Source organism: Enterobacter sp. J49 (assembly GCF_002148625.1).
Classification (GTDB): domain Bacteria; phylum Pseudomonadota; class Gammaproteobacteria; order Enterobacterales; family Enterobacteriaceae; genus Enterobacter; species Enterobacter ludwigii.
The window spans coordinates 449,811-462,231 of record NZ_MWPY01000030.1 but is presented as its reverse complement, the minus strand read 5'-3'; the positions used below and the strand labels follow the sequence as shown (position 1 = coordinate 462,231).

13 protein-coding genes and 1 other RNA gene are annotated in these 12,421 nt (G+C 56.1%); 11 read left to right on the top strand and 3 right to left on the bottom strand.

Going from position 1 to position 12,421, the window contains the following annotated elements; genetic code table 11:
• Positions 1 to 51: 51 nt before the first annotated feature.
• The 5 genes from BJP35_RS11040 (at position 52) to amtB (ending at position 5,990) form a co-directional block, all read left to right on the top strand.
• Complete coding sequence (locus BJP35_RS11040) at positions 52 to 510, top strand: Lrp/AsnC family transcriptional regulator (RefSeq protein ID WP_063156338.1); 459 nt, start codon at positions 52 to 54, stop codon at positions 508 to 510.
• Positions 511 to 560: 50 nt separating this feature from the next.
• Positions 561 to 2,333: a SmdA family multidrug ABC transporter permease/ATP-binding protein gene (locus tag BJP35_RS11035; RefSeq protein WP_032681552.1), complete on the top strand. Its 1,773-nt coding sequence runs from the start codon at positions 561 to 563 to the stop codon at positions 2,331 to 2,333.
• A complete protein-coding gene (locus BJP35_RS11030; RefSeq protein WP_020885202.1) occupies positions 2,326 to 4,107 on the top strand; it encodes a SmdB family multidrug efflux ABC transporter permease/ATP-binding protein in 1,782 nt (593 codons plus the stop codon). Before BJP35_RS11035 ends, BJP35_RS11030 begins: the two co-directional genes overlap by 8 nt.
• Before the next feature lie 222 nt (positions 4,108 to 4,329).
• Complete coding sequence (gene glnK, locus BJP35_RS11025; protein WP_008503304.1) at positions 4,330 to 4,668, top strand: P-II family nitrogen regulator; 339 nt, start codon at positions 4,330 to 4,332, stop codon at positions 4,666 to 4,668.
• Between the two features lie 35 nt (positions 4,669 to 4,703).
• The gene (gene amtB, locus BJP35_RS11020; RefSeq protein ID WP_020885201.1) at positions 4,704 to 5,990 is read left to right on the top strand and encodes an ammonium transporter AmtB; all 1,287 of its coding nucleotides are present in this window, start codon (positions 4,704 to 4,706) and stop codon (positions 5,988 to 5,990) included.
• Positions 5,991 to 6,065: 75 nt separating this feature from the next.
• Here amtB and tesB read toward each other — a convergent pair whose 3' ends face one another.
• Positions 6,066 to 6,926, bottom strand: a complete 861-nt coding sequence (gene tesB, locus BJP35_RS11015; RefSeq protein ID WP_020885200.1) for an acyl-CoA thioesterase II — start codon at positions 6,924 to 6,926, stop codon at positions 6,066 to 6,068.
• A gap of 204 nt (positions 6,927 to 7,130) precedes the next feature.
• Here tesB and BJP35_RS11010 point away from each other — a divergent pair, with 204 nt between their 5' ends.
• Positions 7,131 to 7,658 carry a YbaY family lipoprotein gene (locus BJP35_RS11010; protein ID WP_014168885.1) on the top strand — a complete coding sequence of 176 codons (528 nt, stop codon included), beginning with the start codon at positions 7,131 to 7,133 and terminating at the stop codon, positions 7,656 to 7,658.
• 30 nt (positions 7,659 to 7,688) lie between these two features.
• On the opposite strand, the gene BJP35_RS11005 is transcribed toward BJP35_RS11010, so the two are convergent.
• A complete protein-coding gene (locus tag BJP35_RS11005) occupies positions 7,689 to 8,033 on the bottom strand; it encodes an MGMT family protein (protein ID WP_086463133.1) in 345 nt (114 codons plus the stop codon).
• 137 nt (positions 8,034 to 8,170) lie between these two features.
• Between BJP35_RS11005 and ffs the strand changes: the two genes are divergently transcribed.
• The 3 genes from ffs (at position 8,171) to BJP35_RS10990 (ending at position 8,999) form a co-directional block, all read left to right on the top strand.
• Positions 8,171 to 8,267, top strand: an RNA gene (ffs, locus tag BJP35_RS11000) — signal recognition particle sRNA small type.
• A gap of 268 nt (positions 8,268 to 8,535) precedes the next feature.
• Positions 8,536 to 8,787: a hypothetical protein gene (locus BJP35_RS10995; RefSeq protein ID WP_020885198.1), complete on the top strand. Its 252-nt coding sequence runs from the start codon at positions 8,536 to 8,538 to the stop codon at positions 8,785 to 8,787.
• A complete protein-coding gene (locus BJP35_RS10990) occupies positions 8,784 to 8,999 on the top strand; it encodes a hypothetical protein (RefSeq protein ID WP_014168888.1) in 216 nt (71 codons plus the stop codon). Before BJP35_RS10995 ends, BJP35_RS10990 begins: the two co-directional genes overlap by 4 nt.
• Before the next feature lie 80 nt (positions 9,000 to 9,079).
• Here BJP35_RS10990 and BJP35_RS10985 read toward each other — a convergent pair whose 3' ends face one another.
• On the bottom strand, positions 9,080 to 10,501 hold the full coding sequence (locus BJP35_RS10985) for a PLP-dependent aminotransferase family protein (protein WP_025204848.1): 1,422 nt from the start codon (positions 10,499 to 10,501) through the stop codon (positions 9,080 to 9,082).
• An 87-nt stretch (positions 10,502 to 10,588) separates the two neighbouring features.
• Here BJP35_RS10985 and BJP35_RS10980 point away from each other — a divergent pair, with 87 nt between their 5' ends.
• Positions 10,589 to 11,200 (top strand): YitT family protein, encoded by a 612-nt coding sequence (locus BJP35_RS10980; protein WP_014168890.1) that lies wholly within the window; start codon positions 10,589 to 10,591, stop codon positions 11,198 to 11,200.
• Positions 11,201 to 11,278: 78 nt separating this feature from the next.
• On the top strand, positions 11,279 to 12,349 hold the full coding sequence (locus BJP35_RS10975) for a LacI family DNA-binding transcriptional regulator (protein ID WP_041162448.1): 1,071 nt from the start codon (positions 11,279 to 11,281) through the stop codon (positions 12,347 to 12,349).
• Positions 12,350 to 12,421 lie beyond the last annotated feature (72 nt).

The window sequence follows — 12,421 nt, the reverse complement described above, 5'->3', positions numbered from 1 at the left end:
ATGGCCTTTAAAATAGAATGAAGGGAGAAAATTTTTCTCTTTGAGGTGGGTATGCTAGATAAAATAGACCGTAAGCTGCTTTCTTTACTGCAAAATGACTGTACCCTCTCTTTGCAGGCACTGGCAGATGCCGTTAATCTGACCACCACGCCGTGCTGGAAGCGCCTCAAGAAGCTTGAAGATGACGGCATCCTTCTGGGGCGAGTCGCGCTTTTAGATCCCGAAAAACTGGGGCTTGGGTTGACGGCATTTGTCCTGATAAAAACCCAACATCACAGCAGCGAGTGGTACAGCCGCTTCGTAACACAGGTCTCCGAGATGCCGGAGGTGCTCGGTTTCTGGCGCATGGCGGGAGAGTATGACTATCTGATGCGCGTCCAGGTGGCAGACATGAAGCGTTATGATGATTTTTACAAGCGGCTGGTGAACAGCGTACCGGGCTTGTCGGACGTCACCTCGAGCTTCGCCATGGAACAGATTAAATACACCACAGCACTACCCATTGATTAATTGAATAACTTCCCGGCGTAGCCGGATCCATACCTTCAGGAACAAACCGCGTGCGATTATTTGCCCAATTAAGCTGGTACTTTCGTCGGGAGTGGCAACGCTACCTCGGCGCTGTGGCCCTGCTTATTATCATTGCTATCCTGCAGTTAATTCCACCGAAAGTGGTGGGATACGTGGTGGATGGCGTTACAGAACAGCATTACACCACCGCACGGGTGTTGATGTGGGTCGGCACGCTGGTGCTGACGGCCATCATTGTCTATCTGCTGCGCTACGTCTGGCGGGTACTGCTGTTTGGCGCGTCCTATCAGCTGGCCGTCGAATTGCGTGAAGATTTTTATCGTCAGCTGAGCCGCCAGCATCCCGAGTTCTACCTGCGTCATCGCACCGGGGATCTTATCGCTCGCGCCACCAATGACGTTGACCGCGTCGTGTTTGCCGCCGGGGAAGGGGTGTTAACGCTGGTGGACTCTCTGGTGATGGGCTGTGCGGTTCTGATTGTGATGTCCACCCAGATAAGCTGGCAGCTCACGCTGCTGGCGTTGCTGCCTATGCCGCTGATGGCGCTGGCGATCAACCGCTATGGCGAACAGCTTCATGAGCGCTTCAAGCTGGCGCAGGCGGCGTTTTCCTCGCTGAATGACCGTACGCAGGAGAGCATGACCAGCATCCGCATGATCAAAGCGTTTGGCCTGGAAGATCGACAATCCGCGCTGTTTGCAGCCGATGCCGCCGACACGGGGGCGAAGAACATGCGCGTTGCGCGTATCGATGCGCGGTTTGACCCGACAATCTATGTCGCGATTGGCATGGCAAACCTGCTGGCCATTGGTGGCGGGAGCTGGATGGTGGTGCAGGGCTCGCTAACCCTCGGGCAATTGACCAGCTTTGCCATGTACCTGGGGCTGATGATATGGCCGATGCTGGCACTGGCCTGGATGTTTAACATCGTAGAGCGCGGCAGCGCCGCCTACAGCCGTATTCGCGCGATGCTTGCCGAAGCGCCAGTGGTGAATGACGGTAGCGAATCGGTACCGGAAGGGCGCGGCGTGATGAATGTCGACGTCCGTAAGTTTGTGTATCCGCAAACGGAACATACGGTACTGGAGAACGTCAGCTTTACGCTCAAACCGGGTCAGATGCTCGGTATCTGCGGTCCGACAGGCGCCGGGAAAAGTACCGTACTCTCCCTGATTCAACGTCACTTTGACGTCACGCAGGGCGATATTCGCTTCCATGATATTCCGTTGACGAACCTGCTGCTCGATGACTGGCGCGGTCGTCTGGCGGTAGTCAGCCAGACGCCGTTTCTCTTTTCTGACACCGTGGCGAATAACATTGCCCTCGGACGCCCGGCGGCGACTCAGGAAGAGATTGAGCACGTCGCGCGCCTGGCCAGCGTCCATGATGATATTCTGCGTCTGCCACAGGGCTATGAAACGGAAGTGGGTGAGCGTGGCGTTATGCTTTCCGGCGGGCAAAAACAGCGTCTCTCGATTGCCCGCGCGCTGCTGCTGAATGCCGAAATCCTGATCCTTGATGATGCGCTCTCCGCCGTCGATGGCCGCACCGAGCACCAGATCCTGCATAACCTGCGACAGTGGGGGGATGGAAGGACGGTGATCATCAGTGCACACCGGTTGTCGGCGCTGACGGAAGCCAATGAAATTCTGGTATTACAGCACGGGCACATTGCCCAGCGCGGACAGCATGAACAGCTTGCGGAGCAACCGGGCTGGTATCGCGATATGTATCGTTATCAGCAGCTTGAAGCGGCGCTGGACGACGCCCCGGAACAGGATGAGGAGAACGCTAATGCGTAAGACCGTGACGCAGTGGCCGACGCTAAAACGCCTGCTGGCCTATGGTTCTCCGTGGCGAAAACCGCTTTCGCTTGCCGTACTGTTGCTGTGGATTGCCGCGATTGCAGAAGTGAGCGGTCCGCTGCTTATCAGCTACTTTATCGACAATATGGTGGCAAAAAGCTATTTGCCGCTGGGGCTCGTCGCGGGGTTAGGTGTGGCCTACGTTGGGCTACAGCTGACTGCGGCGTCACTGCATTACGCTCAGTCTCTGCTCTTTAACCGGGCGGCCGTGGGCGTGGTGCAGAAGCTACGTACGGATGTGATGGATGCGGCGCTGCGTCAGCCGTTGAGCGAGTTTGATACCCAGCCGGTTGGGCAGGTGATATCCCGGGTGACCAACGATACCGAGGTGATCCGCGATCTGTATGTCACCGTCGTGGCAACCGTGCTGCGCAGCGCGGCGCTGATTGGTGCCATGCTGGTGGCGATGTTCAGCCTCAACTGGCGTATGGCTCTGGTGGCGATCACCATCTTCCCGGCCGTATTGATTGTAATGGTCATCTATCAACGCTACAGCACGCCGATTGTGCGTCGGGTGCGCGCCTATCTGGCCGATATCAACGATGGCTTCAACGAAGTGATCAACGGCATGAGCGTCATTCAGCAGTTCCGCCAGCAGGCTCGCTTTGGTGAACGCATGGGGGAAGCCAGCCGGTCGCACTATATGGCGCGTATGCAGACGCTGCGACTGGACGGTTTCCTGCTACGTCCGCTGCTGAGCCTCTTCTCGGCGTTGGTTCTCTGTGGCCTGCTGATGCTTTTCGGGATGAGCGCGAATGGAACAATTGAAGTTGGGGTTCTGTACGCTTTTATCAGCTATCTGGGACGACTTAATGAACCGTTGATAGAACTCACCACCCAGCAGTCTATGTTGCAACAGGCCGTGGTGGCGGGGGAGCGCGTGTTCGAACTGATGGACCGGCCACGTCAGACCTACGGCGATGATGAGCGTCCTTTGCAAAGCGGAGAGATTACGTTTGATAAGGTCTCGTTTGCTTATCGTGAAGACCGTCTGGTGTTGCAGGACATCTCTCTTGATGTGCCGTCGCGCGGCTTTGTGGCGCTGGTGGGGCATACCGGCAGCGGCAAAAGTACCCTCGCCAGCCTGTTGATGGGCTATTACCCGGTCAGTCAGGGGGAAATCCGCATTGATGGTCGTCCGCTCGCATCACTGAGCCACAATGTGTTGCGCAAAGGCGTTGCAATGGTGCAGCAAGACCCGGTGGTCATGGCCGATACCTTTTACGCCAACGTCACCCTGGGGCGGGATTATACCCAGCAACAGGTGTGGGATGTGCTGGAAACCGTGCAGCTGGCAGAGCTGGCGCGCGGTTTTAGCGATGGGATCAATACCCGGCTTGGTGAGCAGGGGAATAACCTCTCGGTAGGACAAAAGCAGCTTCTGGCCCTGGCGCGGGTGCTGATTGAAACGCCGCAGGTGCTGATACTCGACGAAGCGACCGCCAGCATTGACTCTGGTACTGAGCAGGCTATCCAGCTGGCGCTGGCCGCGGTGCGTGACCACACGACGCTGGTGGTTATCGCACACCGTCTTTCAACGATTGTCGACGCAGACACCATCCTGGTGTTGCATCGCGGTCAGGCCGTCGAACGCGGTACGCACCGGGAGCTGCTCGAAGCAAAAGGGCGCTACTGGCAGATGTATCAGCTGCAGCTGGCCGGTGAAGAGCTGGCCGCCAGCGTGCGTGAGGACGAGTCCCTCAGCGCCTGATGCACCAAAACAAGGCAGCGCGCTAACAGTCATTACTGTTGGTGCAAAACTGAAACGCACCGTGCACTGTCATGGTGCGTTTTTTTTCACCGGTTCGTTAAACATGCTCGTGTAATGCTCATTGCAGCGCGTTTCCCTCAGGTTTTCATTTCTGGCACACCCCTTGCAATGTCTTCTGCGTATTAGCGGCGGCCATTACCGAATTCTGACTGGAGGGGATCTATGAAGCTGGTTACGGTTGTAATCAAACCATTCAAACTCGAAGACGTGCGTGAAGCATTGTCTTCCATGGGTATTCAGGGACTGACTGTCACCGAAGTGAAAGGCTTTGGTCGTCAGAAGGGTCATGCCGAGCTTTACCGCGGGGCAGAATACAGCGTTAACTTCCTGCCAAAAGTAAAAATTGATGTCGCGATTGCTGATGACCAGCTTGATGAAGTTATTGATGTCATTAGCAAAGCGGCCTACACCGGCAAAATTGGCGACGGCAAAATTTTCGTTGCCGAATTGCAGCGCGTCATTCGCATCCGTACCGGCGAATCTGACGAAGCGGCACTGTAAGTAACTCCTGGCACACAGTGATAGGGATCGAGAAAATGAAGATAGCAACAATCAAAACGGGTCTGGGTTCGCTGGCACTGCTGCCGGGCCTGGCACTGGCTGCCCCTGCGGTGGCAGACAAAGCCGATAACGCCTTTATGATGATCAGCACCGCGCTGGTGCTGTTCATGTCCATTCCGGGCATTGCGCTGTTCTACGGCGGCCTGATCCGTGGCAAAAACGTTCTCTCCATGCTGACGCAGGTTGCCGTCACGTTCGCGCTGGTTTGCGTGTTGTGGGTGGTCTACGGTTACTCTCTGGCCTTCGGCACGGGCAATGCGTTCTTCGGAAACTTTGACTGGGTCATGCTGAAAAACATCGAACTGACCGCGCTGATGGGCAGTTTCTATCAATATATTCACGTTGCCTTCCAGGGCTCGTTCGCCTGTATCACCGTTGGGCTGATCGTCGGTGCGCTGGCTGAGCGTATTCGCTTCTCCGCCGTACTGATCTTCGTGGTGGTCTGGCTGACGCTCTCCTATGTGCCGATTGCGCACATGGTCTGGGGTGGCGGTCTGCTGGCGAGCCATGGCGCGCTGGACTTCGCAGGCGGTACCGTTGTACACATCAACGCCGCGGTGGCGGGCCTGGTAGGGGCATACCTGATTGGCAAACGCGTGGGCTTCGGTAAAGAAGCCTTCAAACCGCACAACCTGCCGATGGTCTTTACCGGTACAGCGATCCTTTACTTTGGCTGGTTCGGCTTCAACGCCGGTTCAGCAAGCGCAGCAAACGAAATCGCCGCGCTGGCCTTCGTGAACACGGTTGTGGCAACGGCGGGTGCGATCCTCTCATGGGTGTTTGGTGAGTGGGCGGTACGAGGTAAGCCTTCACTGTTGGGTGCCTGTTCAGGTGCAATTGCCGGTCTGGTTGGTATCACGCCAGCTTGTGGCTACGTCGGTGTTGGCGGCGCGCTGCTTGTCGGGCTGGTCGCCGGTCTGGCGGGTCTGTGGGGTGTGACGGCGCTGAAACGTGTTCTGCGCGTCGATGACCCGTGCGATGTCTTCGGTGTACACGGCGTCTGCGGCATCGTCGGTTGTATCATGACCGGTATCTTCGCGGCGAAATCGCTGGGTGGCGTGGGGTACGCAGAAGGCGTCACGATGGTTCACCAGGTGCTGGTGCAGTTGGAAAGTATTGCCATCACCGTCGTGTGGTCTGCCGTTGTGGCCTTCATCGGCTATAAGCTGGCGGATATGACCGTCGGTCTGCGTGTTCCGGAAGAGCAGGAACGCGAAGGTCTGGACGTCAACAGCCACGGCGAGAATGCGTACAACGCCTGATAAGCAAAACGGCAACCCAGGGTTGCCGTTTTCGTTTTGTTCCCTCTCCCGTCGGGAGAGGGCCGCAGTACAGCATCACCCGCGGTTACGCATTACCCCTTCCTGCACCGTCGACGCGACCAGCACGCCATCCTGAGTGTAAAACTCACCGCGCACAAAGCCGCGCGCGCTTGACGCCGAGGTACTTTCCACGCTGTAGAGCAGCCACTCGTTCATGTCGAACGGACGATGGAACCACATGGAGTGATCGATGGTGGCCACCTGCATCCCTTTTTCAAGGAAGCCCACGCCGTGCGGCTGCAGCGCCACCGGCAGGAAGTTGAAATCTGAAGCATAACCCAGCAGATACTGATGAACGCGGAAATCTGCGGGCACGGTACCGTTAGCGCGGATCCAGACCTGGCGCTTTGGCTCGGCCGTGTGGCCTTTCATCGGGTTATGGAATTCGACAGGGCGGATCTCAAGCGGTTTATCGCAGAGAAACTTCTCCTTTACCTGCGGTGGAAGCAGATGCGCCAGCGCACGGGCGATATCGGTCTCGGATTTGAGATCGTCTGGCGACGGCGCGGGTGGCATCGTTTTCTGATGCTCATAACCCGGTTCCGGCGCCTGGAACGAGGCGGTCATGTAAAAGATAGGCTTGCCATTCTGAACCGCTGCGACACGACGCGCGCTAAAGCTGTTGCCATCCCGCAATACCTCAACGTCATACACGATGGGTTTCGCGCTATCACCAGGGCGTAAGAAGTAGCTGTGAAATGAGTGCACCAGACGGTCTGCAGGGACGGTCTCCTTTGCTGCGTAGAGCGCTTGTCCTACGACTTGCCCGCCGAAGACCTGGCGTAAGCCGAGATCTTCGCTCTGTCCGCGAAAGAGTCCTTCCTCAATTTTTTCCAGATTCAGTAATGTCAGCAGATTGTTCAGTGCCTGACTCATAGTTGTCCTCAATAAAACGCCGTAGCGAAAGATAGGCAGAGTATAACGCAGAAATGAAAGTGGTCCGATGGGTAGAATAATCTGAATATCTGGACGATTTTAGGCATAAATCAGTGATCTGTGCCAAACTTACCTGTGTTATGTGATTGAAACGACATCGGATGGGATCGATCCCGCTGGTGCATTGATGATAAGGAGACTTCAATGAAACTCGTGCCCATGCTAAGTGGTGTAGCAATTGCGGTGGCGTTGTCCGCCTGTGCAGGAAAGAGCGCCCAGGTGCCGGTGCCAGCAGCAGATCCAAACGGGATTAATACACTCTCACAGCAGTCCATTCAGCAGCCTAACGTTTCCGGGACTATCTGGATTAAACAGAAAGTCGCGTTACCGCCAGATGCGGTATTAACGGTAACCCTGTCTGATGCTTCCCTGGCAGACGCGCCGTCTAAAGTATTGGCCCAGCGTGCCGTGCGTACGGAAGGTAAGCAGGCACCGTTTAGCTTCGTGTTGCCGTATAACCCATCAGACGTGCAGCCTAATGCCCGTATCCTCCTGAGCGCAGCAGTAACGATCAACGATAAACTGGTGTTTATCACCGATACGGTGCAGGAAGCGATTAACCACGGCGGGACAAAAGTTGACCTGAACCTGGTTCCGGTACAGCAAACCGAAGTGCCGGTTGCGCCACAGACTAACCAACCGTCTCTGCCAACCCCTCCGACCCAGATGTAACGCTTTAAACCCTCTCCTTCGGGAGAGGGTTTAATACACCCAGCGGTACTTTTGCAAATCAATCTGTCCTGACCCCGACACCTGCACCCCTTCTGACAGTAACGCCTGACGCTGGCGCTGCAGATCCGGCCCGGTCAACGAGATTGTCCCATGACGATTTACCACCCGATGCCAGGGCAGGGTGCTTCCTTCGGGCAACCTTTTCAGTACGCCACCGACCTGCCGCGCCGCACGCGGAGAACCGGCCAGACGCGCTACGTCGCCATAGGTGGTGACATAACCTTCCGGCACAGAGGCCACAATTTGCCATACGCGTTGTGGAAAGGAGTCATGTTCGTCCATACGTCTACCTGTGGGGAATGTCTGGACAGTCATGTTAAACGAAGATAAACCCAATTGCTGCGCCAGTTTGCGCAAGAAACCAGCATCCAGTTGCGGGTCGCTTGCAATTGGCGGTAAGCACAGGGATAATGCGCCAGCGCGTTGGTTATCAACGCTCTCAATGGGGGCTCTGTTGGTTCTCCCGCAACGCTACTCTGTTCACCAGGTCAGGTCCGGAAGGAAGCAGCCAGGGCAGACGACGTGTGTGCCGGGATGTAGCTGGCAGGGCCCCCACCCATTTCTGCTCTCATCAACACTCTCCCTGTTTCTCTTCGCTTCGAATAGCCTTTAATCCACAACGTTATTAGGACTTTACTGACTGCATGTAATATATATTTCATTGCATTGAAATATTACTGTCATAAACCTGTAATAATAGACTGTCATTTTAATATCGGATGTCTTTTTTCTGTCATAACTTAAAAATATATATCTGGATAACATTGGTAAGTTCGTGTATTAAATAAAGTACTTATTCCGAAGGGAAGTGACAAACATGGCTACTGCGGTGTTAAACGTTAAGATTGATCAAGCGCTAAAAGAAAGACTTCGCCACTATGCAGAAGTTAATAACGAGAATTTAAGCGTGACGACAGAGAAACTGCTGCTGCTGGCATTCGAAGCGGTAGAAGAGGCGGGAGTATCGGAAGAGGATATTGATAACCAGCATACGGAAGAAGAGAGTGTTTCTCCATTTACTCCTAAAGAAATCAAGGCTCTACGTAAAATTCTTAAGAAGAGAAAATGAAACAACAACTGTCAACTGCCAGTGACTACAACGAGGCCTGCGATCTGTTGCGTTCAGGCTACGTGAAGCATGTACGTCTTGGCTGGAATGTAGGAAGTGATGAGTTCTTTCGTATTGCGTCTGACTGGTGTGATACCGGCGCAAAAATAAAGAAAGACGGTGAAAATTTCGTTATTTCACTGAAAGGTTTTCCTATTCCTCCTCAGCACTAAATCTTGAATGGTGAAAACTGCTGACTGTATCTGTGACAGTCAGCAGTTTTTATTTTATGATCCACTTCAAATTTTTTATATCAAACCAGACTTCTTTTTATTGATGGCACGTTTTTATTCAAGGCGAGCCACAAGGGTTTAATTCTCAGTAATGCCTGTTCAAGCTCAGCCGGATCGAGTGAAAAGGGCATACGTAAATACCGATCAAACGCACCCGATAAACCAAACCGCGTGCCGGTCCCCAGGTTGATTCCCAGTATCTCTGCGCGTGCAGCAAGCTGTGTTGCCAGCATCCCCGGCAGTTCAATCCAGTAGGAAAGCCCGCCTTCCGCTTCATGGAATGTCCATTCAGGGAAGTGCTCGCGCAACAGCGCGCCGCATTGGTCTCGTCGTTCCGCCAGCATCTTCCGGCGAGCAGGCAAAAACGTTTCGCTGTTATTGATAAGCCACAGCGTCGCCAGCTGTTCGAGCATGGGCGATCCTAAATCCAGGGTATCCCGCGTCTGGGCAAGCGTAGCGATGGTGCGCGAGGAGGCACGGATCCAGCCAAGACGAAGGCCGCCCCAGAAACTTTTTCCGGCAGAGCCTAACGTTATCACGGTGGCCTGAGGGTTAAATGACGCCAGCGGCGGCGGTGGGGGCGAGTCAAACCACAGATCCACCATCGTTTCATCTACTACCAGCGTCGTGCGGGTTTGCGCGGCAATCTCGGTGATTGCCTGACGGGTGGGAATATCCATGCATCGCCCGGTCGGGTTATGAAAATCGGGCATCAGGTAGGCCAGGCGCGGCGCTGTCTGGGCAAGCGTTGCGGCAAACCCATGGGTATCCCAGCCCGTTTCCGGCAGCGACACACCCACTGGACGGCACTGCGCTCCCTGAATGGCGGCGATCGCCAGCGGGTAAGTGGGATGATCGACCACGACGCGATCCCCCGGACCGGTCATCATCCGCAGGACCAGCGCAAAACCGCTGACCGCGCCATTGACCACCATCACCTCGTCTGTCCGGGTCGGAAGCCCCCGCGCGGTATAGCGTGCGGCGATGGCTTCCCGCAGCGCCGGCAACCCAAGCTGATCGTAACCCGTAAGCGAGAGATGTTGCGTAATGGCCGTGAGCGCATGGGTATAGGCCTGGTGGATCTCAGGCCCGGCATTGAGCGCCGCGGTGGAGAGATCCAGCGCGGCACTGGCTGCTGAAAGGGTTGGCACGGCGCGTGTGTCGGGCAGGATCACGCGTGAACCGCTGCCGTGGCGGCTTTCAAGATAACCTTCCTCACGCAGATGGGCGAGCGCGCTGCTGATGGTGGTCCGGCTCACATCCAGCGCAGTGGCCAGCTCCCGCTCGCCGGGTAGACGGGTGTTAAGTGCCAGTCGGCCATCAAGAATTAACAGGCGTAACGCATCCGCCAGCTGACGCCAGAGCGGGGTCCGGGACGAGGTTTGTTGCCAGTGGCCTAACAGGCGTACCAATGACTGGCTTCCGAAGCGGCGAGATGACATGTGCAGTCCACTATTTGAAAACTGGACATTAATCATAATGCCATTTTCACTCAAGATGAAAGCCTGGTTCACTGGAGAAGATAAAAAATGGTACGTCGTCTGTTACAACTGTATGTCGGTTTAGGGCTGTATGGGCTTTCAACCACGATGTTTATTCGTTCGGATCTGGGGCTCGATCCGTGGGACGTCTTCCACCTTGGCGTGGCAATCCAGCTGGGGTTGAGCATTGGGATGGTGATTATTTTAACCGGTGCGGCGGTACTGCTGCTGTGGATCCCGCTGCGTCAGATGCCTGGTCTGGGAACCCTCAGTAACGTGATTATTATTGGCCTGGCGGCAGATGCCTCCATGGCCCTGATCCCCGAGGTGACCTCGCTGCCCCTGCGTATCGCGCTGCTGGTGGCCGGAATTGTCGTGAACGCGATAGCCACCGGTATGTATATCGGTGCCGGTTTCGGGGCGGGCCCGCGCGACGGTCTCATGACTGGGATCCATGCCCGTATGGGATGGTCCATCCGCAGCGTGCGTACCTCGATTGAAGTGTCCGTGCTGCTGATTGGGTGCATGCTGGGCGGAACGTTCGGGATAGGCACCGTCGCGTATGCGCTGACCATTGGCCCGCTTATCCAGATCTGCTTGCCTCTGTTCCGTTATAAGCCTCGCGTTGAGAAGGCCCCCCAGCCGGAGCGGGTTGTTTAATTCTGCGAAGCGCTCACATGTTTTCATGGCGACGCTGTGTCAAAATAGTGGCCTTCGAATGACGCGATGCCAGAATGCATGAAAGCAATCACTCTTTATGATGTTGCCCTCCTTGCGGGGGTTTCTTATCAGACCGTTTCCCGTGTGATTAACGACGCGGAGCATGTCTCTGCCCGCACGCGGGAAAAGGTGCAGCAGGCGATGGCGGAACTGCACTACGTCCCCAATCTCAGGGCACAACAGCTGGCGGGTAAACGTACCCGTACGCTTGGCCTTATTACGACCGATCTGGCGCTGCACGCCCCTTCGCAGATTGTTTCGGCGGTAAAATCCCGGGCGGTTGAGCAGGGGGCGAGCGTGCTTATCTCAATGGTGGAACATCCACAGCAGTGCCAGTCTGCCCTTCAGGCGTTGCTGGCGCAGCGTGTGGAAGCTCTGCTGGTGAATGTGCCGCTGGAGGATCCTCATGCTGAAGCGCTAAAAGCCCTCGCATCGCCCATTCCGGTGCTGTTTCTGGATGTCTCGCCCTCGGCTCAGGTAAACAGTCTTGTGTTTAATGCAGAGCAGGGTGCTCGTCTCGGGATTGAGCATCTGCTTTCGCTGGGGCATGAGCGTATAGCGCTGCTGAGCGGACCGGAGAGCTCTGTCTCCGCCCGGGCACGTCTCGCAGGCTGGAACGCCACGCTGGCCCAGGCCGGGCTTGAGGCTGTCGCGGTGGCGCACGGCGACTGGAGTGCGGCAAGCGGATATGAGAAAGGACATTTGCTGTTATCTGCCGCGCAACTCCCGGATGCGATAGTGGTCGCGAATGACCAAATGGCGCTGGGGGTGATGCGCGCCTGTGCGGAAAAAGGGACTGCGATCCCGGGCCAGATGTCGGTTGTCGGGTTCGACGATACGGCAGACAGCGCCTGGTTTTCTCCCCCACTGACCACTATTCGCCAGGCTTTTCGCGAGGCCGGCGAGCGAAGCGTGGAGTGGCTGCTGGCGCCAGTTGAGGGTGACGCATGCTGGCAGGTTCAGCTTCCGGTGACGCTGGTGACCCGCCATTCTACCGCTCGCCACGATCCGCAGCAGATCGAACGCGAGGATCTGGCTCAGCAGCTCAGGAGCCTGGCGTTAGCGGCTGAGCAACTTGCTCGCCGGTAAGACTTTTGTGATCTGACTCGCTACCCCGCGATCCGACGCTTTACCACACCCGGTAGCCAGGGCATGTTAGCT

Excerpts from the sequence above, each read along its gene's own strand:
- BJP35_RS11005 (WP_086463133.1), bottom strand. The coding sequence starts at position 8,033 with ATGACTGTCCAGACATTCCCCACAGGTAGACGTATGGACGAACATGAC.
- BJP35_RS11040 (WP_063156338.1), top strand. The coding sequence starts at position 52 with ATGCTAGATAAAATAGACCGTAAGCTGCTTTCTTTACTGCAAAATGAC.
- BJP35_RS11010 (WP_014168885.1), top strand. The coding sequence starts at position 7,131 with ATGAAACTCGTGCCCATGCTAAGTGGTGTAGCAATTGCGGTGGCGTTG.
- BJP35_RS11030 (WP_020885202.1), top strand. The coding sequence starts at position 2,326 with ATGCGTAAGACCGTGACGCAGTGGCCGACGCTAAAACGCCTGCTGGCC.
- BJP35_RS10975 (WP_041162448.1), top strand. The coding sequence starts at position 11,279 with ATGAAAGCAATCACTCTTTATGATGTTGCCCTCCTTGCGGGGGTTTCT.
- amtB (WP_020885201.1), top strand. The coding sequence starts at position 4,704 with ATGAAGATAGCAACAATCAAAACGGGTCTGGGTTCGCTGGCACTGCTG.
- tesB (WP_020885200.1), bottom strand. The coding sequence starts at position 6,926 with ATGAGTCAGGCACTGAACAATCTGCTGACATTACTGAATCTGGAAAAA.
- BJP35_RS10990 (WP_014168888.1), top strand. The coding sequence starts at position 8,784 with ATGAAACAACAACTGTCAACTGCCAGTGACTACAACGAGGCCTGCGAT.
- BJP35_RS10980 (WP_014168890.1), top strand. The coding sequence starts at position 10,589 with ATGGTACGTCGTCTGTTACAACTGTATGTCGGTTTAGGGCTGTATGGG.
- BJP35_RS10985 (WP_025204848.1), bottom strand. The coding sequence starts at position 10,501 with ATGTCATCTCGCCGCTTCGGAAGCCAGTCATTGGTACGCCTGTTAGGC.
- BJP35_RS10995 (WP_020885198.1), top strand. The coding sequence starts at position 8,536 with ATGGCTACTGCGGTGTTAAACGTTAAGATTGATCAAGCGCTAAAAGAA.
- glnK (WP_008503304.1), top strand. The coding sequence starts at position 4,330 with ATGAAGCTGGTTACGGTTGTAATCAAACCATTCAAACTCGAAGACGTG.